General features: G+C 68.9%; 23 protein-coding genes and 2 tRNA genes. 16 read left to right on the top strand and 9 right to left on the bottom strand.

All coding sequences use genetic code 11. The features are described from left to right. Positions 1 to 52: 52 nt before the first annotated feature. Positions 53 to 445, bottom strand: a complete 393-nt coding sequence (locus tag A4U64_RS13890) for a globin (RefSeq protein ID WP_006930544.1) — start codon at positions 443 to 445, stop codon at positions 53 to 55. 174 nt (positions 446 to 619) lie between these two features. On the opposite strand from A4U64_RS13890, the gene A4U64_RS13885 reads away from it, so the two are divergent. The 3 genes from A4U64_RS13885 to A4U64_RS13875 all read left to right on the top strand — a co-directional run bounded on the left by A4U64_RS13885 (position 620) and on the right by A4U64_RS13875 (position 2,034). Further along, on the top strand, positions 620 to 1,243 hold the full coding sequence (locus A4U64_RS13885) for an HNH endonuclease (protein ID WP_006930548.1): 624 nt from the start codon (positions 620 to 622) through the stop codon (positions 1,241 to 1,243). A gap of 64 nt (positions 1,244 to 1,307) precedes the next feature. Continuing rightward, entirely contained in the window at positions 1,308 to 1,571 is a 264-nt protein-coding gene (gene ctaJ / locus A4U64_RS13880; RefSeq protein WP_006930550.1) for an aa3-type cytochrome oxidase subunit CtaJ, read from the top strand. Then, the gene (locus A4U64_RS13875; protein WP_006930552.1) at positions 1,558 to 2,034 is read left to right on the top strand and encodes a DUF5130 family protein; all 477 of its coding nucleotides are present in this window, start codon (positions 1,558 to 1,560) and stop codon (positions 2,032 to 2,034) included. The genes ctaJ and A4U64_RS13875 overlap by 14 nt, the downstream gene beginning before the upstream one ends. Before the next feature lie 82 nt (positions 2,035 to 2,116). Here A4U64_RS13875 and pepN read toward each other — a convergent pair whose 3' ends face one another. Then, positions 2,117 to 4,699, bottom strand: a complete 2,583-nt coding sequence (gene pepN / locus A4U64_RS13870) for an aminopeptidase N (protein ID WP_050035062.1) — start codon at positions 4,697 to 4,699, stop codon at positions 2,117 to 2,119. A 62-nt stretch (positions 4,700 to 4,761) separates the two neighbouring features. Next, positions 4,762 to 6,006: an NAD(P)/FAD-dependent oxidoreductase gene (locus tag A4U64_RS13865; RefSeq protein WP_050036341.1), complete on the bottom strand. Its 1,245-nt coding sequence runs from the start codon at positions 6,004 to 6,006 to the stop codon at positions 4,762 to 4,764. A gap of 139 nt (positions 6,007 to 6,145) precedes the next feature. On the opposite strand from A4U64_RS13865, the gene A4U64_RS13860 reads away from it, so the two are divergent. The 3 genes from A4U64_RS13860 to A4U64_RS13850 all read left to right on the top strand — a co-directional run bounded on the left by A4U64_RS13860 (position 6,146) and on the right by A4U64_RS13850 (position 8,148). After that, positions 6,146 to 6,766 (top strand): mycothiol-dependent nitroreductase Rv2466c family protein, encoded by a 621-nt coding sequence (locus A4U64_RS13860; protein WP_029543074.1) that lies wholly within the window; start codon positions 6,146 to 6,148, stop codon positions 6,764 to 6,766. Between the two features lie 84 nt (positions 6,767 to 6,850). Next, the gene (locus tag A4U64_RS13855; RefSeq protein ID WP_029543077.1) at positions 6,851 to 7,330 is read left to right on the top strand and encodes a ribose-5-phosphate isomerase; all 480 of its coding nucleotides are present in this window, start codon (positions 6,851 to 6,853) and stop codon (positions 7,328 to 7,330) included. A 20-nt stretch (positions 7,331 to 7,350) separates the two neighbouring features. Further along, a complete protein-coding gene (locus tag A4U64_RS13850; RefSeq protein ID WP_006930558.1) occupies positions 7,351 to 8,148 on the top strand; it encodes an Fpg/Nei family DNA glycosylase in 798 nt (265 codons plus the stop codon). Here the strand turns inward: A4U64_RS13850 and A4U64_RS13845 are convergent. The 4 genes from A4U64_RS13845 to A4U64_RS13830 form a co-directional block, all read right to left on the bottom strand. After that, positions 8,145 to 8,936: a GA module-containing protein gene (locus tag A4U64_RS13845; protein ID WP_065922672.1), complete on the bottom strand. Its 792-nt coding sequence runs from the start codon at positions 8,934 to 8,936 to the stop codon at positions 8,145 to 8,147. The genes A4U64_RS13850 and A4U64_RS13845 overlap by 4 nt on opposite strands. A 50-nt stretch (positions 8,937 to 8,986) precedes the next feature. Next, complete coding sequence (locus tag A4U64_RS13840; RefSeq protein WP_029543084.1) at positions 8,987 to 10,360, bottom strand: wax ester/triacylglycerol synthase domain-containing protein; 1,374 nt, start codon at positions 10,358 to 10,360, stop codon at positions 8,987 to 8,989. A 166-nt stretch (positions 10,361 to 10,526) separates the two neighbouring features. Next, positions 10,527 to 11,405 (bottom strand): sulfite exporter TauE/SafE family protein, encoded by an 879-nt coding sequence (locus A4U64_RS13835; protein ID WP_065922671.1) that lies wholly within the window; start codon positions 11,403 to 11,405, stop codon positions 10,527 to 10,529. 2 nt (positions 11,406 to 11,407) lie between these two features. After that, positions 11,408 to 12,007, bottom strand: coding sequence for a rhodanese-like domain-containing protein (locus tag A4U64_RS13830; RefSeq protein WP_006930562.1), 600 nt, complete (start codon positions 12,005 to 12,007; stop codon positions 11,408 to 11,410). A gap of 259 nt (positions 12,008 to 12,266) precedes the next feature. Here A4U64_RS13830 and A4U64_RS13825 point away from each other — a divergent pair, with 259 nt between their 5' ends. The 5 genes from A4U64_RS13825 (at position 12,267) to A4U64_RS13810 (ending at position 16,252) form a co-directional block, all read left to right on the top strand. Beyond that, on the top strand, positions 12,267 to 13,646 hold the full coding sequence (locus A4U64_RS13825) for an MBL fold metallo-hydrolase (protein ID WP_006942079.1): 1,380 nt from the start codon (positions 12,267 to 12,269) through the stop codon (positions 13,644 to 13,646). 33 nt (positions 13,647 to 13,679) lie between these two features. After that, the gene (trxA, locus tag A4U64_RS13820; RefSeq protein WP_043796566.1) at positions 13,680 to 14,054 is read left to right on the top strand and encodes a thioredoxin; all 375 of its coding nucleotides are present in this window, start codon (positions 13,680 to 13,682) and stop codon (positions 14,052 to 14,054) included. Positions 14,055 to 14,091: 37 nt separating this feature from the next. Then, positions 14,092 to 14,262, top strand: coding sequence for a hypothetical protein (locus A4U64_RS28515; RefSeq protein ID WP_164528111.1), 171 nt, complete (start codon positions 14,092 to 14,094; stop codon positions 14,260 to 14,262). 169 nt (positions 14,263 to 14,431) lie between these two features. After that, entirely contained in the window at positions 14,432 to 15,823 is a 1,392-nt protein-coding gene (locus A4U64_RS13815; RefSeq protein WP_232334079.1) for a wax ester/triacylglycerol synthase family O-acyltransferase, read from the top strand. Positions 15,824 to 15,883: 60 nt separating this feature from the next. Next, entirely contained in the window at positions 15,884 to 16,252 is a 369-nt protein-coding gene (locus tag A4U64_RS13810; RefSeq protein WP_029543093.1) for a carboxymuconolactone decarboxylase family protein, read from the top strand. 8 nt (positions 16,253 to 16,260) lie between these two features. Here the strand turns inward: A4U64_RS13810 and A4U64_RS13805 are convergent. Beyond that, positions 16,261 to 16,334: transfer RNA gene (locus A4U64_RS13805), tRNA-Gly, on the bottom strand. Between the two features lie 138 nt (positions 16,335 to 16,472). Between A4U64_RS13805 and A4U64_RS13800 the strand changes: the two genes are divergently transcribed. The 5 genes from A4U64_RS13800 to clpX all read left to right on the top strand — a co-directional run bounded on the left by A4U64_RS13800 (position 16,473) and on the right by clpX (position 21,031). After that, positions 16,473 to 16,549, top strand: a tRNA-Pro gene (locus A4U64_RS13800). 79 nt (positions 16,550 to 16,628) lie between these two features. Then, entirely contained in the window at positions 16,629 to 18,005 is a 1,377-nt protein-coding gene (tig, locus tag A4U64_RS13795; protein ID WP_065923492.1) for a trigger factor, read from the top strand. A 220-nt stretch (positions 18,006 to 18,225) separates the two neighbouring features. After that, positions 18,226 to 18,813, top strand: a complete 588-nt coding sequence (locus A4U64_RS13790; protein ID WP_017680497.1) for an ATP-dependent Clp protease proteolytic subunit — start codon at positions 18,226 to 18,228, stop codon at positions 18,811 to 18,813. 49 nt (positions 18,814 to 18,862) lie between these two features. Then, positions 18,863 to 19,525: an ATP-dependent Clp protease proteolytic subunit gene (locus A4U64_RS13785; RefSeq protein ID WP_006937299.1), complete on the top strand. Its 663-nt coding sequence runs from the start codon at positions 18,863 to 18,865 to the stop codon at positions 19,523 to 19,525. A 228-nt stretch (positions 19,526 to 19,753) separates the two neighbouring features. After that, the gene (gene clpX, locus A4U64_RS13780) at positions 19,754 to 21,031 is read left to right on the top strand and encodes an ATP-dependent Clp protease ATP-binding subunit ClpX (protein ID WP_003938129.1); all 1,278 of its coding nucleotides are present in this window, start codon (positions 19,754 to 19,756) and stop codon (positions 21,029 to 21,031) included. Between the two features lie 217 nt (positions 21,032 to 21,248). On the opposite strand, the gene A4U64_RS13775 is transcribed toward clpX, so the two are convergent. Beyond that, complete coding sequence (locus tag A4U64_RS13775) at positions 21,249 to 22,592, bottom strand: MFS transporter (protein WP_029543097.1); 1,344 nt, start codon at positions 22,590 to 22,592, stop codon at positions 21,249 to 21,251. Positions 22,593 to 22,634: the final 42 nt, after the last annotated feature.

Here is a 22,634-nt window from a genome sequence, read left to right as displayed (position 1 = left end):
CACCCATAGTGCCAAACCGACAGGTGGGCCACGACTCGAACGTGGCCGGCCCTCAGATCGGCGAGTTCATCATCGAGTCCGCCGCCATCTCCATGTACGCGATCAGCTGGCTGCGGTGCTCGTCGTCGAGCGTCTGCGAGTCGATCGACGCGATCGCCGTGTGCATGCAGCGCAGCCAGGCGTCGCGTTCGAGCGGGCCGATCCGGAACGGGTGGTGACGCATCCGCAGCCGCGGGTGCCCGCGCTCGTCCGAGTAGGTGCGCGGTCCGCCCCAGTACTGCTCGAGGAACATCCGCATGCGCCGTTCCGCCGGGCCGAGGTCCTCCTCCGGGTACAGCGGGCGGACGATCTCGTCCTCGGCCACTTCCTCGTAGAAGCGCGCCGTGAGCTTGCGGAATGTCTCGGCGCCGCCGACCGCGTCGTAGAAGGTCTGCTCGTCACTCATCAGTTCTGCTCACCGTCCCTCTCGCTCGTCCATTGTGCCGGTTCCGGGAGTGCGCGCCCCAATCGGACGTCTCCGGCACGGGATGTTCACCTCCGGGACCCGGAAAGTCGTCAGAATCGGCGTGCGACGTGCGTAGATCCGTGGTCCACTTGTGAGCAGTCTTCCGGAGGTCGTATGAAGCACCGACGCATCGCACATCGACAACTCCCGCCCGCCGACGCCCACAACGGGGCGCCGGGGGCCAACTCCCTGTGTGTCGTACGCGACGACGCTGTCCCGGACTGGGTCAAACGCCGCGTACTTCTGCTCAACGCCACCTACGAACCGCTCACCGCGCTGCCCGCCCGTCGCGCGGTCGTGCTCATGGCCGGCGGCAAGGCCGACACCGTGCACGAGGATCCGCTCGGCCCGCTGGTGCGATCCGCGGAATGGGCGGTGCAGATTCCGTGGGTGATCCGGCTCCGGAGCTTCGTGCACGTGCCGTACCACGCGCGGGTGCCGATGACCCGCGCCGCGCTCATGCACCGCGACCGGAACCGGTGCGCCTACTGTGGCGCCAAGGCCGAGACCATCGACCACGTGGTCCCGCGCAGCCGCGGCGGTGAACACTCGTGGGAGAACTGCGTGGCGTGCTGCGCGTCGTGCAATCACCGCAAGGCCGACAAGTTGCTCAGCGAACTCGGCTGGACGCTGCGCGCCGCGCTCGTGCCCCCGAAGGGCCGGCACTGGCGGCTGCTGGCGACGCTGCCGGAGCTGCATCCGACCTGGTTGCCGTACCTGGGCGAGGGCGCGGCCTGATCCCCGTCGCCGCAAGTCGGGGCAAGCGCGCCGGGATCGCACATGCTGGGCTACCGTTTGCGATGTGAGCATTCTCGAGACAACCCTCATATTCGTTGCCATCCCGGTGGCGATCATCGTGATACTCGGGGTCTTCTCCGTCTTCACGAAGCCGGTTCCGGGCACGCGGCCCGCCGAGTACAAGCTCGGGGACAAGTGGGACCACGATCCGATGCTGTGGAGCGCGGTCGACGAGGTCACCACGCACGGCCACCACGGTGGGCATCATGAACTCGTCGCCGGCGCGCCGGTCGACCCGATCGGAGGTAGGGCAAGTGGCAAGTGGTGACGTGATGCACAGCCGGACGGCTGTGGCTCCCGCGGAACTGCCGTACGGTGCGGCGCTGACGGCGAGTGGCCGGATCTCCCGGACCCGCCCCCTCGATGGCCTGTTCGAGGGCCCGCCGTTCCGCGACCGCGACATGATCGCTCTCGACGATGCGCTCACCGAGGCCACCCGGGCGACGAAGGTGCGCTTCAACGTCTACGTCGCGGACGCCACCGACCCGGCGGCAACCACCGACGCGGTGTTCCCGACCACGCCGGAGGCGCCGAACTCGGTGCTCATCGCCGTGTACCCGAACCAGCGCTCCATCGAGATCCGCAGCGGACGCGGCGTCGCGGACCGCGTCGACAACCGGGTCACGCAGCTCGGCGTGACCGCCGCGATCTCGTCGTTCGGGCAGGGCGACCTGATCGACGGCATCGTCAGCGCGATCCGCGTCATGGCAAACGCGATCACCGCGCCGTAGTTCCCCTCGCCTCTGTGGCCGAATGTCACATCACGTCGATCGGATCGACACGATGTGACATTCGGCCACACGCGTGTTGCGGCTAGGACGCGTCGAACGCCCGCGCCTTCAGCGACCGGACGATCCCCGCGCGTCCCTCGCTGATCAGCCGGCGCAGCGCGGGCGGATGCTCACCGGCGAGGAACTCGTCGGCCGCGGCGACGGACGCCTCGCTGATCGACCACGACGGGTACAGGCCCACGACGACGGTCTGCGCGACCTCGCTGGAGCGGCGCTCCCACACGCCCGGAGCGTCGGCGAAGTACCGCGCGACGAAGGGCTCGAGCAGCTCCGACTGGCCGACCGGAGCGAAGCCGCCGATGATCGCGCGGGCGGTGATGTTCGGGATAGAGTCGTCGCCCACCACCGTGTCCCACACCTGTTCCTTGACGGCCTCCTGCGGGCGCGCCGCCCGCGCGGTGGCCGCCTGTCGTGCACCGGCGGCCGTCGGATCCCGCTCGGCCTCGGCGTCGATGAACGGCGACTCCACGCCCTCCGCGTCGATCTCCCCGGCCGCGGCCAGCGCCTGCACGATCCGCCACCGCAGATCCGTGTCGACGACCAGTCCGGCCAGCCCCACGCTGGAAGGCTCGGCGCCGAGCAGTTCCCCGAGCACCTCGGTGTGCCACGGCGCGAGCCGGGCCGTGGTCAACGCGTTGACGAACGCGAGCTGATGGTCCGAGCCCGGCTGCGCCTCGCGGGCCAGTTCCAGCAGCCGGTTCGCGTAGTCGTTCCAGCCTCGCTCGGCCGCCCAGCCGGGATCGGCGTAGCTGCCGAGGGCGGTGTGCGCCTGCATCAGCAGCCGCTGTACCACGCCGACCTCCGTCTCGGTCGCGACGCCGCGCTGGACCAGCGCCACGAAGTCGCGGGCCTTCAGCTCGGCCTGCCGGGTCATCTCCCATGCGGCAGACCATGCCAGGGTGCGCGGCAGCGGCTCGGCGATGTCGCCGATCCGGTCCATCAGCACCTCGAGCGACTGGGGATCGAGCCGCACGGAGCAGTACGTGAGGTCGTCGTCGTTGACGAGCACCAGCTTGCCGCGGCCGACGCCGACGAGCTCCGGCACCTCGGTGCGCTCGGTGGCGTCGAGGTCGATCTCGACGCGATGTGTGCGGAGCAGCTTGCCCGAACCGTCGTCGTCGTACACCCCGATCGCGAGCCGGTGCACCCGGCGTTCCCCGGCGCCGGGGTCGGCGCCCTCCTGGATCACCGCGAAGCGGGTGAACCGCTCGTCGTCGTCGACGTCGAAATCGGGGCGCAGGATGTTCAGCCCGGTGGTCTTGAGCCACTGCGCGCCCCACCCCGACAGGTCCCGGCCCGACGACTTCTCGAGGGCCGCCAGCAGGTCGTCGAACGTGGCATTGGCGAACGCGTGCTCACGGAAGTAGTCCCGCAGCCCCGCGAGGAACGGTTCCTCGCCGACGTAGGCGACGAGCTGCTTGAGCACGGACGCGCCCTTGGCGTAGGTGATGCCGTCGAAGTTGACCTCCACCGCCGCGAGGTCGGGGATGTCCGCGGCGATCGGGTGGGTCGAGGGGAGCTGATCCTGGCGGTAGGCCCACGACTTCTCGACGTTCGCGAACGTGGTCCACGCGTTCGTGTACTCGGTGGCACGCGACTGGCACAGCACCGAGGCGAAGGTCGCGAACGACTCGTTGAGCCACAGGTCGTCCCACCAGCGCATGGTCACCAGGTCGCCGAACCACATGTGTGCCATCTCGTGCAGCACCGTCTCGGCGCGACGCTCGTACGAGTAGCGGGTGACCTTGGAGCGGAACACGTAGTCCTCGAGGAAGGTCACCGCGCCGGCGTTCTCCATCGCGCCGGCGTTGAACTCGGGAACGAACAGCTGGTCGTACTTCCCGAACGCGTAGGGCATGCCGAAGTTCTCGTGGTAGAACCCGAAGCCCTGCTTGGTCTCGGTGAACAACCGCTCGGCGTCCATGAACTCGGCCAGGGAGGCACGGCAGTAGATGCCGAGCGGGATGGTGCCGTGCGCGTCGCTGTAGGTGTCGGTCCACTCGGTATACGGTCCGGCGATCAGCGCCACGAGGTAGGTGCTCATCCGGGGCGTGGTGCGGAAGACGTGCCGTCCGGGGTCGGCGGCGACGGTGTTCACCGTCGCGGCATTGGAGATCACCTTCCAGTCGGCGGGCGCGCTCACCGAGATGTCGAACGTGGCTTTCAGGTCCGGCTGGTCGAAGCACGCGAACATCCGCTTGGCGTCGGCCGTCTCGAACTGCGAGTACAGGTAGACCGCGCCGTCGGTGGGATCGACGAAGCGGTGCAGGCCCTCGCCGGTGTTGGTGTAGAGGCAGTCCGCCTCGACGGTCAGTTCGTTGCGCGCGGCCAATCCGCTCAGCGCGATCCCGCTCTCCTCGGTGTATCCGGAGACGTCGACGGGCTTGCCGTTGAGGGTGGCCGAGTGCACGGTCTGCGCGATCAGGTCGACGAAGGTCGACGCGCCCTCCGTGGCGTCGAACGTGACGGTGGTGGTCGAACGGAACGTGGTGGTTCCCGGAGCGCCCGCGCCGTCGGTCAGGTCGAGTTCGATGCGGTAGTTGTCGACGGTCAGGACCGCGGACCGCTCGGCCGCCTGCTCGCGGGTCAGATTCGGTGGTGCCACGGAAAACTCCTTCTCACGACGGGATGCGACTCGCCTGCCATCCCATCATGTGAGGGACCGGTTCACCCGGCGACCTCCGCGAGTGGCACCTCCGGATCGGAGAGCCGGTGGGGGTCGACGGATTCGCCGGAGGAGATCAGCGCGCGGATGTCGTCACCCGCGTCCCAGATGTTGACGTTCATCCCGGCGCAGACCCGCCCGGCCGCGTCGAGCCAGAACGCGAGGAACTGCCGGGAGTCGACGTCGCCGCGCGTGATCACCCGCGCGTCGCCGGGTGCGTGCCCGACGTACTCCATGCCGAGGTCGTACTGGTCGGTGAAGAAGTACGGCAGACGGTCGTAGGAGGCGGGCCGGCCCAGCATGGTGGCGGCCGCGACGTCGGGCTGGTGGAGCGCGTTGGCCCAGTGCTCGACCCGGATCCGGGTCCGGAGCAGCGGATGCTCGGCGGCGGCGATGTCACCGACCGCGACGATGTCCGGATCGCTGGTGGCCAGGGACGCATCGACCAGCACTCCGCCGTCCTCCGTCGCCAGTCCGGCGTCGCGGGCCAGTTCGACGTTGGGCGCTGCGCCCACCGCGAGGAGGACCGCGTCGGCCCGGATCTCGGTGCCGTCGCCGAGACGAAGCCCGCTCGCGCGGTTCTCGGCGGTGAGGATCTCCGACACCGTCGTCGAGGTGCGCAGGTCCACGCCGTGATTGCGGTGCAGCTTCGCGAAGACGGCTCCCATCTGCTCACCGAGCGTGGCGGACAGGGGCTGGGGGGCTGCCTCGACGACGGTGACGTCCGCGCCGTGCCCGCGCGCGCCGGCGGCGATCTCGAGACCGATCCAGCCGGCACCGACGATCGCCAGGTGCGCCGCCGGCCCCGCCTCGCGGCGGACGGCGGCAAGCAGCGCGTCGGACTGCTCGACGGTGCGCAACATGTGCACGCCCGCGGCGTCGACGCCCGGCAGCGGGATGCGCCGCGAGCGCGAACCGGTCGCGAGGGCGAGCTTGTCGTAGCGCACGGTGGAACCGTCGGGCAGCGTGACCGTGTGGGCGGCCGGATCGAGCGCGGTGACGGTGACGCCGAGTTCGACCTCGACCCGGTGGTCGCGGTACCAGTCACCGTGCTGCACGGTGAACTCCGCAAGCTGCTTCTTGCCGGCGAAGTAGTCCTTCGACAGCGGTGGTCGCTCGTAGGGAAGGTGTTCCTCCTCGCACAGGAGGAGGATCCGGCCGGGGAAGTCGCGGGCGCGCAACTGCTCGGCCGTCTTGGCCCCGGCGAGCCCGCCGCCGACGATGACGAAGAGTTTCTCGTTGGACATCGCGCATCCCCGTTCCGTGCGGCACCGGTTCCTCGACGGTACGTCGGCGACGGCGCGGGAACCGGCGGTTCGGGAAGAATTGGGCGACGGCCGACGTTGAATCGGACCGTAGTCCGATTTTCTGCAGCGAGGAGACCCCGTGAGCGACCCGACTTCGAAGGACACCGCCGACTTCTGGTTCGACCCGTTGTGCCCGTGGTGCTGGATCACCTCGCGCTGGATTCTGGAGGTGGCGCAGGTCCGCGACATCGAGGCGAAGTTCCACGTCATGAGCCTGGCCGTGCTCAACGAGGGCAAGGACGACCTGCCCGAGGTGTACCGCGAACTGATGACGCGGGCGTGGGGTCCGGTGCGGGTGGCGATCGCCGCGGCGCAGAAGTACGGCGACGAGATTCTCGAGCCGCTGTACACGGCGATGGGCACCCAGATCCACAACGAGGGCAACAAGGACTTCCCGGCGGTGATCGCCAAGTCCCTCGCGGACCTGGGCCTCGATCCGCACCTGGCGCAGGCCGCCGACACCGACGCCTACGACGAGGCGCTGCGCGCCAGCCACGCCGCCGGCATGGATGCGGTCGGCCCGGACGTCGGCACGCCGACCATCCACGTCAACGGCGTGGCGTTCTTCGGTCCGGTGCTTTCACGGATCCCGCGCGGCGAGGACGCCGGCCGGATCTGGGACGGGGTGGTGGCCATGGCGTCCTATCCCCACTTCTTCGAACTCAAGCGCACGCGCACCGAGGACCCGAGCTTCGAGTAGGCGCCTGCGGCGCCGGTGCGTCCTTTGGGCGGTTGCTGCCGCCCAAAGGACGCACCGGCAGCAGCGCTGCCTACTATCTGACGCATGCGCGTTTACCTGGGTGCCGACCACGCCGGCTTCGAACGTAAGAACCAGATCATCGAACATCTCACTGCCAACGGCCACGAGGCCGTCGACTGCGGCGCGTACGAGTACGACGCCCTCGACGACTACCCGGCATTCTGCATCGAGGCCGCTCGCCGCGTCGTCGCGGACGAGGGCAGTCTCGGCATCGTCCTCGGCGGCAGCGGCAACGGTGAGCAGATCGCCGCGAACAAGGTGCCGGGCGCCCGCTGTGCCCTCGCCTGGAGCGTGGAGACCGCCAAGCTGGCCCGTGAGCACAACAACGCGCAGCTCATCGGCATCGGTGGTCGCATGCACAGCCTGGAGGAGGCCCTCGCCATCGTCGATGCGTTCGTCGCCACCCCGTGGTCGGGGGAGGAACGGCATCAGCGGCGCATCGACATCCTGAGCGAGTACGAGAAGACCGGCGTGGCCCCGGAAGTTCCCGGCGCGCCGGCCTGACGAACGGAGCCTGATCCACCGTGCCGGAGGGACCAGCCCTGCACCGGCTCGCCCGGCTGCACCAGCGACGTTTCGCGGGTGCCTCGGTGCGGGTGTCGAGCCCGCAGGGCCGCTTCGCCGACGACGCGGCGCTCGTCGACGGCCGGGTGCTGCTCCGCGCCGAGGCGCTGGGCAAGCACCTGTGGCACCACTACGACAACGGCCTGACGGTGCACGTGCACCTGGGTCTGTACGGCTCGTTCACCGAGGCGCCGGTTCCGCTGACGGATCCGGTCGGTCAGGTACGGATGCGCATGGTCGGCGCCGAGTTCGGCACCGACCTGCGCGGTCCGACCGCGTGCGAGGTCCTCACCCCGGGCGAGGTGCAGGCGATCGCCGCGCGGATCGGTCCCGACCCGCTGCGGCGGGACGCCGAACCCGAACGGGCGTGGACGCGAATCACCAAGTCCCGCAGCGCCATCGGCTCGTTGCTCATGGACCAGTCCGTGATCTCGGGGGTGGGCAACATCTACCGCGCGGAGGTCCTGTTCCGGCACGGCATCCATCCGCAGCGCCCCGGCCGTGATCTCACCAGAGCCGAGTTCGACGCCGTCTGGGACGATCTCGTCGTTCTGATGCGGACGGGGGTGCGACGCGGCGCGATCCACGTCGTGCGGCGCGAACATGACCACGGCGCACCGGCTTACGCCAAGGGCCGTCCCCGGACCTACGTCTACCGGCGTGCGGGTGAGCCGTGCCGGTTGTGCACCACGCCGGTGCTGCACTCGGTCATGCAGGGCCGCAACCTGTTCTGGTGCCCCGCCTGCCAGGTGGGCTAGAAGTCGAACCCGCCGAAGTCCCCGCCGGCCCCGAAATCGCTCCCGCCGTAGTCACCACCGCCGTAGTCACCACCGCCGTAATCGCCGCCGGCGTCGCCGTAGTCCCCGCCGTCCTGGCCGGCCTCGAGACCCTGGTCGTATCCGGAGTCGAAGCCCTGCTCGAAGGCCTGCGCGTCGTACGGCACCCCGGCCATGCCGGAGAACATAGCCGAGAACAGCAGCATCGATCCGACGCCCCACGCCCCGGCGACGAGGGCGGGCTTCCACCACGGCTCCGAGTACCAGCCCGCCGGCACGGGCCGGCCCGCGACGCGCCCGCCCGGGAAGTAGTTCGGGGTGCGCGACGAGGGGGCCGGTGAGGCTGCCACCGTGCGTCCCTCGAAGTCGATCTCGCGGTTCTCGGTCACGCGGCCGGCCGTCTGCTGGCCCTCGAGCGTGGGGATATCGGGACCGGGGTCCATGCCCATCGCGAGGCGGGCCGCCCGGATGTAGTACAGCCCCTCGAGAGCGGTCTGCTTGGCCAGCCGTGCCTGCACCGGTGTGCGGGCCTGCTCGATCTGTGACCCGGCGGCGTTGTAGCGCTCGGACGCATCGGCGAGGGCCTGCTTGGAGGCGGTGTCGGTGCCGGTGAGGTTGTAGATCTGGCCGCCGAGCCGCTCGATGGCCTGCCGGGCGTCGGCCTTCGCGTCGTCGAGTTCGTGGGCGCCACGCCCCGACTTCTTCCGCTGCGCCGCGGACACCAGGAACACGACGGCGACGAGGACGGCGACGATCAGCAGGAGTTCCACGGCGGTCCCTTCCGGCGGACTGGACGGTCACCGTCCAGCCTACCGGCGGGTCAGGCTTCGAGGACGGCGTGGAATCCGTCGCGCATGCAGTCGTCGAACACCTCGAGGTCGGGGATCGCCCCCGTGTCGAGGGTGAACCCGACGCAGCACGTGTGCAGATACGACATCAGGGTGACGTTGAACGCCGAGCCGAGGGTGGGGCCGAAGGCGTAGTACCGTTCCACCTTCGCGCCGGCGACGTACAGCGCCACCGGGGAACCCGGCACGTTGGAGGCGAGGAAGTCGACGTGCTTGAGCATCTCGCCGACGACGGCCGGGGGGAGCAGATTGAGGGGGGTGGCGAGGGTCTGCGCCATCGGCACCGCCGGCTCGTGGCGCCAGCCTTCGACGATCCTGTTCACCTCCTGCATGAGCGTGAGGGGGTCGTCGGAGCGCACGGGAAGCGGGAAACGCGCGAGGTTGATCCGGTTGCCGCCGAGGGTGTCCTGATCGGTGCGGATGCTCAGCGGCATCGTGACCCGCAGCTCGTCGACGTCGGATCCGTGGCGGTGGTGGTATTCGGCCAGGCCGACGAGGACGGCGGTCAGGAAGGCGCTGTTGAGGGTGGCGCCGCCGCGGTGGGCGGCGTCGCGCAGCCGGTCGAGCGGGACGTCGATCACGTGGAGCCGGCGGCTGAGGGTGCGTTCCGTCATGACCGGGGATTCGAGCCGCAGGATCGGGCGCAGGTAGCGGGCGACGGACGCCGCAACCCCCGCGGCGTTGCGGGCGGAACCGATCGGGTTGGTGACCACCGCCCGGGTGGTCGGCCAGATCGAGGCCAGCCCGCGGCCCGCGAGTCCGCGGAGCTGGGACCAGTCCCAGCCGATCGCCTCGGCGGCCAGGTCGAGGCTGTCCGGTGATTCCGGGGCGGGCGGTTCCGGGGCCGGATCGCGGGGCGTGCCGTCGCGGTCGAAGTCGACCAGCCGCGCGGTGATCTGCATACCGCCGATTCCGTCGGTGAGGGCGTGGTGCACTTTGATCAGCAGCGCGGCCTGGCCGCCGGCGAGTCCGTCGACCACCGTCATCTCCCACAGCGGCCGGTCCTTGTCGAACGCGGCCATGGCCGTGGTCCGGGCGAACTCGAGGACGTCGTCGAAGTTCGCCGGCCCGGGAAGGGAGACCCGGCGCATGTGCCAGGACAGGTCGAAGTTCGCATCCGCGACCCATCGCGGCGGCGCGAGACCGAACGGCACCTCGACCACGCGATGCCGGAAGCTGGGCACCTCCCGGGTGCCGCGGTCCATCATCTCGCACAGACGGTCCCAGTCGGGTGAGGCGTCGAGCAGGACGACGGCCACGATCGTCGACCGGAGCGCGGGATCCTTCTCCATGCTCCAGGTGAGGTAGTCCGTCTGCTGCATGTGGCGGTCGGATGCGTTGCTCATCTCGGTAACTTCTCACACGGGCCGCCGCGACAGTCGGGTTTCGCTCCGGCCGCACCTCGAACCGGGACGGCATCACGGCCCGGTGCGGGAATCCGGAGCGGATACTCCGAACTCTAGGCGCCGGGCCGTGATGCCGATAGTGACTTTCGTCCGGGTTGTGAGTCCGTCAGGCGGCCGAGGTGGCGGCTTCCGTCCGTCGTCCGAGCCGCTGCAGGGGGCAGCGGTCGCTGCGGCTGCAGGTGTAGGTGGTGCCGGCGGCGAGGAGGGTGAGTGCCGCCGCGGTGATGCCGACGAGGGGGTGGATCTCCTGGGCGAGGATGACCGAGGACATGATCAGGACGAACCAGCCGAAGCCCTTGCGCAGCGCGTCCGGGTCGACCATGGCGGTCAGGCGGCCCCCGATGAGGCTGCCGACGACGGCGGCGCCGGTGACCATTGCCGCCAGGCGCCAGTCGATCTGCACCGTGGACAGGTAGCCGCCGAGGCCGGCGAACGACTTCATGGCGATCACGATCAGCGAGGTGCCGACGGCGATGGGCATGGGCAGGCCGCCGAGCAGGGCCAGGGCCGGCACGACCAGGAAGCCGCCCCCGGCGCCGACGAGGCCGGTGACCAGGCCGACGACCACGCCGTCGAGCAGGATCTTGCCGACCGGCATGGAGTGGGTGCCGTCCGGGCCCGTGGTCTTGTTCTTGCGGCCGCGGAGCATGGCGATGGCGGTGGCGATCATCATCGCGGCGAAGGCGAGCAGCAGGATGCTGCCGGGGATGAAACGCGAGAGCAGGCCGCCGGCGTAGGCACCGGCCATGCCGGCCAGGCCGAACAGGATGCCGGTGCGCCACTGGACGCGGCCTGCCCGCGCGTGGGAGATCGCGCCGACCGCGCTGGTGACGCCGACGACGAGCAGCGAGGTGGCGATGGCTTCCTTGGCATCCATGCCCGCGACGTACGCCAGCAGCGGGACGGTGAGGATCGAACCTCCGCCGCCGAGCAATCCGAGGGTGACGCCGACGAGGACCGCCAGCGCAACGGTCAGCGCGATCATGATCAGTTCCTTTCGGCCGTAGCGGTCTTCGAGTCGACCAGCTGGGCGACGATGGTCTGCGGATCACACGAGGCGCCGCGGTTGTAGGGCAGCTTGGAGAGCACCATGCCCATCGCGCAGGTGTTGGAGAGCGCGGCGAAGCTCAGGCCGCCGCCGACGCCGGCGGCGAGCCACTTGAGCTTGGGTACCGCGATGCTGCCGAGGACGGAGGTCAGCACGATGGAGCCGGCGACGAGGCGGACCTGGCGTTCGAGGTCCCAGCGCTCGGTGCCGCGGTTGACGGTGAAGCCCTTGGCTTCCCAGCCCATCATGCCGCCCTCGAGGATGTGCACGTTGAACAGCCCGGCGGTGCGGAGAGTCTCCTCGGCCTGGGTGGCGCGCTGGCCCGACCGGCACACGAGGACGACGTTCTCGTCGAGGTGGGCGAGGAACTCGTCGCGGTGCTCGCGCAGCAGGTCCAGGGGGACGTTGTAGGCGCCGGGAATGTGCACGGACTCGAACTCGCCGGGCGTGCGGACGTCCACGACGCGGACGTTCTTGCCGGAGTCGAGGAGCTCGCGCAGGGCGGTGGGATCGAGGGTGGCGGGACTCGGCTCGGTCATGGGGGCCTTTCGGATCGGTGGTCGTGATCGCGGGGTGTGCGATCGGGCTTCGTGCATAAACCCCGGGGGGTATGTCCGCAGCAATGATAAGCATACGGGAGGGGGTATGTGCAAGGCGTGCCGGCGGGGTCGTGGCGGCGGTGCGACGTGCTTCGCCGGTATACCCCAGGGGGTACTTGACATACCCAGGGGGGTATATGTCAGGATGGGTCAACGCAGAACGCCACCGGTCTTGGTGACCGAGGAGAGGGAGATCCGAATGATTCTCGAGCAGTACTACATCGAGTGCCTGTCGCACGCGTCGTACCTGATCGGTGACGAGGGCACCGGCCGGGCGGTGGTGGTCGATCCGCGCCGCGATGTCACCGAGTACCTCGACGACGCCGCGCGGCACGGGCTGCGCATCGAGGGTGTGATCAACACGCATTTCCACGCGGATTTCGTCTCCGGGCATCTGGAGCTGCTCGAGGCGACCGGGGCGTGGATCGGGTTCGGGGAGGCCGCCGAGGCGGACTACCCGATCCGGCGGCTGCGCGACGGCGAGCACCTGTCCCTCGGGGAGGTGGACCTCGAGATCCTGGCCACCCCGGGGCACACCTGGGAGTCGATCTCGGTGCTGGTGCGCGAGCATCCGGGGGCGACCCCGGCCGCGGTGCTGACCGGGGACTCGTTGTTCATCGGTGATGTGGGCCGCCCGGACCTGGTGAATCTGGGGGATTCGTCGACCGAGGATCTGGCGCGGGCGATGTACCACACGGTGCACGAGAAGCTGCTGACCCTGCCCGATGCGGTCACGGTGCTGCCCGCGCACGGTGCCGGCTCGTCGTGCGGGAAGAACCTGTCGACGGAGCTGACCTCGACGATCGGGGAGCAGCGGGTGAGCAATCCGTCGGTGCAGCCGATGAGCGAGGAGGCGTTCGTGGCGTTGGTCACCGAGGGGCAGCCGGCCGCGCCGGCCTACTTCTCGGTCGATGCCGGGTTGAACAAGAGCGTGCATCCGCTGCTCGATCGGGGGCGCACCATCCCGGAGCTGAGCCCGGCGCGGGTGCGGGCGGAGCTGGCCGCCGGGACCCGGGTGCTCGATGCGCGCGGTGTGGACGACTTCGCGGCGGGGCATCTGCGCGGGTCGGTCAACGTCGGGTTCGACGGCCGGTTCGCCGAGACCGGCGGGATGGTCGCCGAGGTGGGGGAGAAGATCGTGTTGATCACCTATCCGGGGGAGGAGCAGGACGCGGCGGTGCGGCTGGCCCGGATCGGGTCGGACAACGCGGCCGGTTACCTCACCGTCGATCACGACGGGGTGTTCCCGGCGGAGCTGGCGGATCTGGTGCAGACCGCGCCGCGGACCACCGTCGCGCAGCTCGACGAGTTGCTCGCCGCCGATGCGGTGACGCTGGTCGACATCCGCAATCCCGGTGAACGCGAGTTCGGGGTGATTCCGGGGGCGGTGCCGATCCCGTTGGCGCAGCTGCGGACCCGGCTCGGGCAGGTGCCGACCGGCAAGCCGATCGTGGTGCACTGCGCCGGTGGGTGGCGTTCGAGTGTGGCCGCGTCGCTGCTGCGGGCGCAGGGCTTCGACAACGTCTCGGACCTGCTCGGCGGTTACAACGCCTGGGCCGAGGCCCACGTCCCCGCCTGATCCCGCACCCGAGGAAAACGAAAGGAACCCCCGATGGCAACGACGAATCTCACCCTCGCGGACTTCGAGTCCACGATCACCGACAACGACATCGTCCTGGTCGACTTCTGGGCCTCGTGGTGCGGTCCGTGCCGGGCGTTCGCCCCCGTGTTCGACAAGTCCTCGGCCGCGCACCCGGACGTCGTGCACGCCAAGGTCGACACCGAGGCCGAGCAGCAGCTCGCCGCCATGGCCGACATCCGCTCGATCCCCACGATCATGGCGTTCCGCGAGGGCGTGCTGGTCTACGCCCAGCCCGGCGCCCTGCCGGCGGCCGCCCTCGAAGACCTCATCGGGCAGATCAAGGCCCTGAACATGGCCGAGGTCCACGCCCAGGTCGCCGAACACAAGGCCGCCGCCGGCGCCTGACCCGCCACCCCCGTTACCCGTCCCGAGGAGGACCCCTATGTGTTACCCCGTCACCTGCCCGAACTGCGGAAAGACCGGCTGGGGCGGCTGCGGCCAGCACGTCGACGCCGTCATGCGCTCCGTGCCCGCACCCGACCGCTGCGCGTGCGGCCAGGACACCGCCGCGGGGGCGCAGGCACGCACCCTCGGCGCGCTCTTCCGCCGCTGACCGCACCTCGAGGAGACTGCGCCTCCACCGCACTCTCCGCCGCGGCAACACCCCGCCCTGCTCGAGCAGGGCGGGGTGTTCGCGTAGCAGGCCGAGGGCCAATTACCCTTCCGCGGTCGGCCGACCGGTGAAAAACTCGTAAACGCCCACTCGAGAAGGGACGGCCACGGTGAACAGAGCGATGGGGCCGGTGGACACCATCTGGCTCAACATGGACCGACCCGAGAACCTCATGATCATCGACTCGCTGATGTTCTTCGAGGGCCCCGTCGACTGGTCGCGCGTGGTGTCCCTCGTGCAGCGACGATTCGTCGACACCTACCCGTCGTTCCGGCAGCGGCCGGTGCAACCGCGCACGCATGTCGGGTCGCCGCATTGGGAGGACGACCCGGAGTTCGACCTCGACGACCACCTGATCCGGACGACCCTGCCCCGCAGCGACGACGCGACGCTGCAGCGGTACATCGAACGGCGGATGCCGGTGCCGTTCGATCGTCGCCGCCCGCTGTGGGAGATGCACCTCATCGACGGATACCGGCACGGAGCCGTGATCTACACCCGGCTCCACCACTGCATCGGTGACGGCATCGCCCTCAACCAGGTGATGCTCTCGATGACGGGGGAGACCCCGGACAGCGACCTCGACGACGCCCCGACCGCCGTGCCCGAGCACCATGCCGGTCTCCTCGAGGGGGCCGCCAAGTTCGCGGGGGCCGCGGTGTCGAACACCGCCAGTGCGGCGTCCGGCGCTGCGCACATGCTGCTCGACCTGCCCAAGCTGCTCGATCCGCATGTCCTCGGCGACGCCTTCACCCAGGCCGAACGCACCGGCGAGATCGCGAACAAGCTCGTGCTCGGCCCCAAACCGCACACTCCGCTCAGTGGCGAACCAGGAACGGCCAAACGGGCGGTGTGGTGTGAGCCCTTTCCGCTCGACGACATCAAGCACATCGGTCACCGGACCGGCACCACCGTCAACGACGTGCTCATGGGAGCCGTCGCCGGGGCGCTCGCGACGTACATCCGCGAGCACGGCGGCAAGCCGCAGGACGTGCCCACGATGGTGCCGGTCAACGTTCGCCCCCTCGACAAGCCCCTGCCGAAGGAACTCGGGAATCAGTTCGCTCTGGTGCTCTTCAAGTACCCGTCGGCACTGGAGACCCCGCTCGAACGCATCGTCGAGACCCACCGGCGGATGGAGGTCATCAAGCACTCTCCCGAGGTGACGCTCACGTTCGGCCTGATCAAGGCGATCGGACGGACCGGTCCGGAGCTGGAACGGTTCTTCGTGGACTTCTTCTCCGGCAAGGCGATCGGGGTGACCACCAATGTTCCCGGTCCCACGAGCGACCGGTACATGGCGGGGGCGAAGATCCGCGGTGTGCTCGCCTGGGTGCCGGGCGCCGGCGATCAGACCCTCGGCGTCTCGATCTTCAGCTACAGCGGCAAGGTCCGGGTGGGGTTCAAGGCGGACGCGGACCGGGTGCCCGATCCCGAGAATCTCGTCCGCGCCTTCACCGAGGAGATCGACGGGCTGCTCCGCCTCTCGCACGCCGTGTGACGGCGACGTGAATCCGCCGATTCGGTGTCCGTTCCGGGTGAGGATGTCTACGGTCGGCTCATGAGCGAGCACGGGCACTACCAGGAAGTCCTGAACGCACTGAATCCGCAGCACCGGGCGCTGCGCGCGGCGATTCCCGAGGTGTATCAGGGTTTCAATGCCCTCAGCAAGGCCGCCTTCGCCCCCGGGGCCCTGGATACCAGGACCAAGGAACTGATCGCGCTCGCGATCGGCGTCGTCGACGAATGCGACGGCTGCATCGCCTCCCATGCGCGCAGCGCCGTCCGGGCCGGGGCGAGCAGGCAGGAGGCGGCCGAGGCGATCGGGGTCGCATTTCTGATGCAGGGCGGCCCGGCGACGATCTACGGGTCGCGGGCCTACACCGCGTTCTGCGAATTCGCCGACGCCGAGGAACAGCGGGACCGGTGACGGTCCGGTGGAGGGGATGACGGGAATCGAACCCGCGTAGCCAGTTTGGAAGACTGGGGCTCTACCATTGAGCTACATCCCCATGCATGCGATCGACCCGGGATCGCCGGGCCTGCCGCGTGCAGGAACAGACTGTACCGAACCTCGCTTTGGATTTCATAATCGGGGGGCCGTAGGATTCTCCCTCGGGTCCCCGGAAGGTTCCGGGTGCCGGTGTTGACGGGATGTGGCGCAGCTTGGTAGCGCATCCGCTTTGGGAGCGGAGGGTCGCAGGTTCAAATCCTGTCATCCCGACCAGGAAGAACCGGGTGGACGACCGAGCACCCGGTGACAGCTTGATCGAACGACCAACGAGCACGACAGAAGGAGCATGTCCGTGAAGAGCACCGTCGAGCAGCTCAGCCCGACGCGAGTCCGTATCAACGTTGAGGTGCCCTTCGAGGAGCTCCAGCCTGATTTCGACCGCGCGTTCAAGGCCCTCGCCAGCCAGATTCGCCTTCCCGGCTTCCGGCCCGGCAAGGCCCCGCGCAAGCTGCTCGAGGCCCGCGTCGGACGTGGCGCCGTGCTCGAGCAGGTCGTCAACGACGCCATCCCGGCCCGCTACAGCGAGGCCGTGACCGCCAACGAGGTCAAGGTCATCGGCCAGCCCGAGGTCGACATCACCAAGCTCGAGGACAACGTCGAGCTCGTCTTCACCGCCGAGGTCGACGTCCGGCCGGAGATCACCCTCCCCGACTTCTCCGCCATCGCGGTCACCGTCGATCCCGTCGAGGTCACCGACGAGGCGGTCGAGGAGCAGCTGCTGTCGCTGCGTCAGCGCTTCGGCACCCTCACCGGTGTCGAGCGGCCGGTGCAGGACGGCGACTTCGTGTCCATCGACCTGTCCGCCACCGTCGGCGGCGAGGAGGTCCCCGAGGCCTCCACCACCGGTCTGTCCCACGAGGTCGGTTCGGGCCAGCTCATCGACGGCCTCGACGAGGCGCTCGTCGGCCTGTCCGCGGGCGAGTCGAAGGAGTTCACCACCACGCTCGTCGCCGGTGAGCATGCCGGCGAGGAGGCCGTGGTCACCGTCACGGTGAACAGCGTCAAGGAGCGCGAGCTGCCCGCCGAGGACGACGAATTCGCGCAGCTCGCGAGCGAGTTCGACACCCTCGAGGAGCTCAAGGCCGACCTGCGCGAGCGGGTCTCCCGCGTCAAGAAGGTCGAGCAGGCCGGTCAGATCCGCGACAAGGTTCTCGACGCCCTGCTCGAGGCCGTGGAGGTGCCGCTGCCCGAGGCCGTCGTCCAGGCCGAGATCGACGGCGCCCTGCACGATGCCATCCACGCGCTCGACCACGACGAGACCAAGCTCAACCAGCTCCTCGAGGAGCAGGGCTCGAGCCGCGAGGAATTCGACAACGACACCCGCGAGTCGGCCGAGCGCGCCGTGAAGGTGCAGCTGCTGCTCGACGCGATCGCCGAGGCCGAGGGCACCACCGTCGAGCAGGAGGAGCTCACCGAGCGCATCTTCTTCCAGGCGCAGCGCTACGGCATCCCGCCGGAGCAGTTCATCCAGCAGATCGGCCAGGCGAACCAGCTCGGCGCCGTCTACGCGGACGTCCGGCGCGGCAAGGCCCTCGGCAACGTCGTGGACCGGGCCACGGTCACCGACACCAGTGGCGCCACGATCGACACCTCCGAGCTGTTCGGCACGAAGAGCGACGCCGAGTCCGAGGACGCCGAGGCTCCGGCCGGCGAGGGCGACTCCGAGTAGTAGAGCGAGACCCGTTGCCGCGCCGCGCGATTGCATGTGCGACGTCGCAACGGTTCTGCGCAGGGAACGCAGAGCGGAAATTTCCGCTTTGAGCGAAGTGGGGCGGCACCGGGCATCCGGTGCCGCCCCACTTCGTTACTGTCAGTGTCAGCAATCCACGATTGACGAGAAGGCAGGTACCGTGACTCCTCAGAATCCGGCGACATCCATCGGTCCCACGATGACCTCGGCCACCGCTGGGCTCAACCTCAGCGACTCGGTCTACGAGCGGCTGCTGCGCGAGCGGATCATCTTCCTCGGTACCCAGGTCGACGACGACATCGCGAACAAGCTCTGCGCGCAGATCCTGCTGCTGTCCGCGGAGGACCCGACGCGCGACATCTCCCTCTACATCAACTCCCCGGGTGGATCCGTCACCGCCGGTATGGCGATCTACGACACCATGAAGTTCGTCGAGTGCGACGTGGCGACCTTCGCGATGGGCCTGGCCGCCTCCATGGGGCAGTTCCTGCTCTCGGCCGGCACGCGGGGCAAGCGGTACGCCCTGCCGCACGCGCGGATCATGATGCACCAGCCGTCCGCCGGTATCGGCGGCACGGCCAGCGACATCGCGATCATGGCGGAACAGTTCGCGCACACCAAGCGGGAGATGGCGGAACTGATCGCCGAGCACACCGGCCAGACCGTCGAGCAGATCACGAAGGACTCGGACCGCGACCGCTGGTTCACCGCCAAGGAAGCACTCGAGTACGGCTTCGTCGACCATGTCGTCTCGCGGGCGCAGCAGGCCGGCGGCACCGGCAACTAGTTCCGAGCCCTCCGATCCGCTCTACGCCCCACGAATTCCTGGAGAAGCGATGACCAACCTGTTCGATCCGCGCCAGCTCGGCGGCCAAGCTCCGGCTTCCCCCGCGAGCCGCTACATCCTGCCCTCGTTCATCGAGCACTCGAGCTACGGGGTCAAGGAGTCCAACCCGTACAACAAGCTGTTCGAGGAACGCATCATCTTCCTCGGCGTGCAAGTGGACGACGCCTCGGCCAACGACGTCATGGCGCAGCTGCTGGTGCTCGAGTCGCTGGACCCGGACCGCGACATCACGATGTACATCAACTCGCCCGGCGGCTCGTTCACGTCGCTGATGGCGATCTACGACACCATGCAGTACGTGCGTGCCGACATCACGACCGTGTGCCTCGGCCAGGCCGCCTCGGCCGCGGCGGTGCTGCTCGCCGCCGGTACCCCCGGCAAGCGGCTCGCCCTGCCCAATGCGCGCGTGCTCATCCACCAGCCCGCCACCGGCGGCATCCAGGGCCAGGTGTCCGACCTCGAGATCCAGGCCGCGGAGATCGAGCGCATGCGCCGCCTGATGGAGACGACCCTGGCCAAGCACACCGGCAAGGACCCCGAGCAGATCCGCAAGGACACCGACCGCGACAAGATCCTCACCGCCGCGGAGGCCGTCGACTACGGTCTGATCGACAACGTGCTCGAGTACCGCAAGCTCTCGGCTCAGAAGTAACCGCCTCGGCCCGGCCCGGAGCGCGCCTCGCGCGCCTTCGCGGCCGGGCCGGTGTGCTCGAGCGGCATTACCGCCGCCCCGCACAAAATATGGCCCGAATCGCCCGGAACCGGTCGACCGCCGTCGCAGTCTCCGGGTACGGTCGTTCCAAGGGCCCGCTCCCCGGACCGGCGCTGTCGGCGGTCGCGGGATCGGTTGCACGCTTACGAGGAAGTAGGGACCTGACAGATGGCACGTATCGGTGACGGGGGCGACCTGTTGAAATGCTCTTTCTGCGGAAAGAGCCAGAAGCAGGTCAAGAAGCTCATTGCGGGCCCAGGGGTCTACATCTGCGACGAGTGCATCGACCTGTGCAACGAGATCATCGAGGAAGAACTGGCCGAGTCCAACGAGGTCAAGCTCGACGAGTTGCCCAAGCCGGCCGAGATCCGCGAGTTCCTCGACAACTACGTCATCGGGCAGGACTCCGCGAAGCGGACCCTGGCGGTGGCGGTCTACAACCACTACAAGCGGATCCAGGCGGGGGAGAAGGCCCGCGACACCCGGGGTGAGTCGGTCGAGCTGGCCAAGTCGAACATCCTGCTGCTCGGGCCCACCGGCTGCGGGAAGACGTACCTGGCGCAGACGCTGGCGAAGATGCTGAACGTGCCGTTCGCGATCGCCGACGCCACCGCCCTGACCGAGGCCGGGTACGTCGGTGAGGACGTCGAGAACATCCTCCTCAAGCTCATCCAGGCGGCCGACTACGACGTCAAGCGCGCCGAGACCGGGATCATCTACATCGACGAGGTCGACAAGATCGCCCGCAAGAGCGAGAACCCGTCGATCACCCGCGACGTGTCCGGTGAGGGCGTCCAGCAGGCGCTGCTGAAGATCCTCGAGGGCACCCAGGCGTCGGTGCCGCCGCAGGGCGGACGCAAGCATCCGCACCAGGAATTCATCCAGATCGACACCACCAACGTGCTGTTCATCGTCGCCGGTGCGTTCGCCGGGCTCGAGAGGATCGTCTCGGACCGGGTCGGCAAGCGCGGAATCGGCTTCGGCGCCGAGGTGAAGTCCAAGGCCGAGATCGACACCACCGACCACTTCGCCGAGGTCATGCCCGAGGATCTGATCAAGTTCGGTCTCATTCCCGAGTTCATCGGCCGCCTGCCGGTCGTCGCCTCGGTGACGAACCTGGACAAGGATTCGCTGGTGCAGATCCTGTCGGAGCCGAAGAACGCGCTCGTCAAGCAGTACGTCCGGCTCTTCGAGATGGACGGGGTGGAGCTCGAGTTCACCCAGGACGGGCTGGAAGCTGTCGCCGATCAGGCGATCCTGCGTGGTACCGGTGCCCGCGGCCTGCGCGCCATCATGGAAGAGGTCCTGCTGCCGGTGATGTACGACATCCCGAGCCGCGACGACGTCGCCAAGGTGGTCGTCACCGCCGAAACCGTCAACGACAACGTGCTGCCGACTATCGTGCCGCGCAAACCCGAACGGGAGCGTCGCGACAAGACCGCCTGATCCGACCGCGTGAAAGGCCCCGGCATCCGTGCCGGGGCCTTCGCCGTAGGTGGGGTGCTTCCGCCGGAGCCTGCGACGCCGCGGTGGCCGCGACGCCACAGTGCCCGCGACGCCGCGGTGGCCGCGACGCCACAGTGCCCGCGACGCCACAGTGGCCGAATGTCACATCACGTCACTCGAAGCGACGTGATGTGACATTCGGCCACGTAAGCGGAGGTCAGATGCGGTTGCCGAGTTCGCGCAGCGGGGTGCGGAAGGTTTCCTTCGCCGACAGGGCGGACACGGCGCACACCAGGCAGGCGCCGGACGTCAGGAGGGCGACGGGCAGCCAGTTCGTCGGATCGCCGCCCATGAGCGCGGTGCCGATGGCGGGGGCGAAGCCGGCGATGGCGAAGCCGAGCTGGGTGCCGATCGCCATGCCGGAGTAGCGGACCTTGGTGTTGAACATCTCGGCGTAGAACGCCGGCCAGATCGCGTTGGGCGCGGCGTAGAGCAGGCCCATCAGGGCGATGCCGGCGGCGAAGATCAGCGCGACGTTGCCCGTGGAGATGGCCTGGAAGTACACGAAGATGAACACCGCCGAGCCGAGGACGCCGGTGACGAAGACGGGCTTACGGCCGACGCGATCCGACAAGGCGGCGAGGGCGGGCTGGCTGAACAAGGCGACGGCGTTGGCGGCGATCGCGACCCCCAGCATCGTCGACTTGGCGATGCCCACCTCGGCGCTGGTCGCGAACGCCAGGCCGAACACGGAGAAGATGGTGCTCACCACGGCGACGAAGGCGCAGAAGATCACCCGGGTCAGGTTGGCCGGATGGGTGCGCAGCAGGTCGGCGACCGGCAGCTTGGCGACCTCGTGGGACTTCTTGGTCTCCGCGAACTCCTCGGGCTCCTCGAGCTTGAGCCGCATGACGTACGCGGCGGCCAGCACGAACAGGCTGCCCCAGAACGGTACGCGCCAGCCCCAGCTGTAGAGGATGTCGTCGGGCATGGCCGCGACGGGCAGGAACACCAGGCTGGCGAGGATGAAGCCGGCCTGGGTGCCGTTGAGCGTCCAGCTCGCGAAGAATGCTCGCCGGTTCTGCGGGGCGTGCTCGAGAGTCAGCGAGCTGGCGCCGGACTGCTCGCCGGCGGCGGAGATGCCCTGGAAGATTCGCATCAACACGAGCAGCGCGGGGGCGAGTACGCCGATCGACTCGGCGCTGGGGATCAGGCCGATGCCGAAGGTGGCGACGCCCATGAGGATGAGCGTGAACAGCATGACGTTCTTGCGTCCGACCCGGTCACCGAAGTGGCCGAGCACCACGGCGCCGAGCGGCCGCGCGACGTAGGCGACACCGAAGGTCGACAGGGACAGCAGCGCCGCGTGGCCGCTGTCGGGGAAGAACACGGTCGGGAAGATCAGGGCGGCGGCGGATGCGTAGATGTAGAAGTCGTAGTACTCGAGCATGCTGCCGAGGAAGGCCGACGACGCTGCGCGCTTGACCTTGGTGGTGTCGTGCGGGCGGGTTTCGGTCGTCATACCGGAATTCTCCGGCGTGTCGAGGGTGTGCGCGGTCATCGCGTCTCCTGTGCGGAAAAGGGGAGGGGATGTTCGAGATAC

Origin of the sequence: Rhodococcus sp. WB1 (genome assembly GCF_001700945.1) — a bacterium.
Taxonomy (GTDB): domain Bacteria; phylum Actinomycetota; class Actinomycetes; order Mycobacteriales; family Mycobacteriaceae; genus Rhodococcus; species Rhodococcus aetherivorans.
The sequence above is the reverse complement of the archived record's forward strand: the minus strand, read 5'-3'. Positions and strand labels throughout refer to the sequence as shown.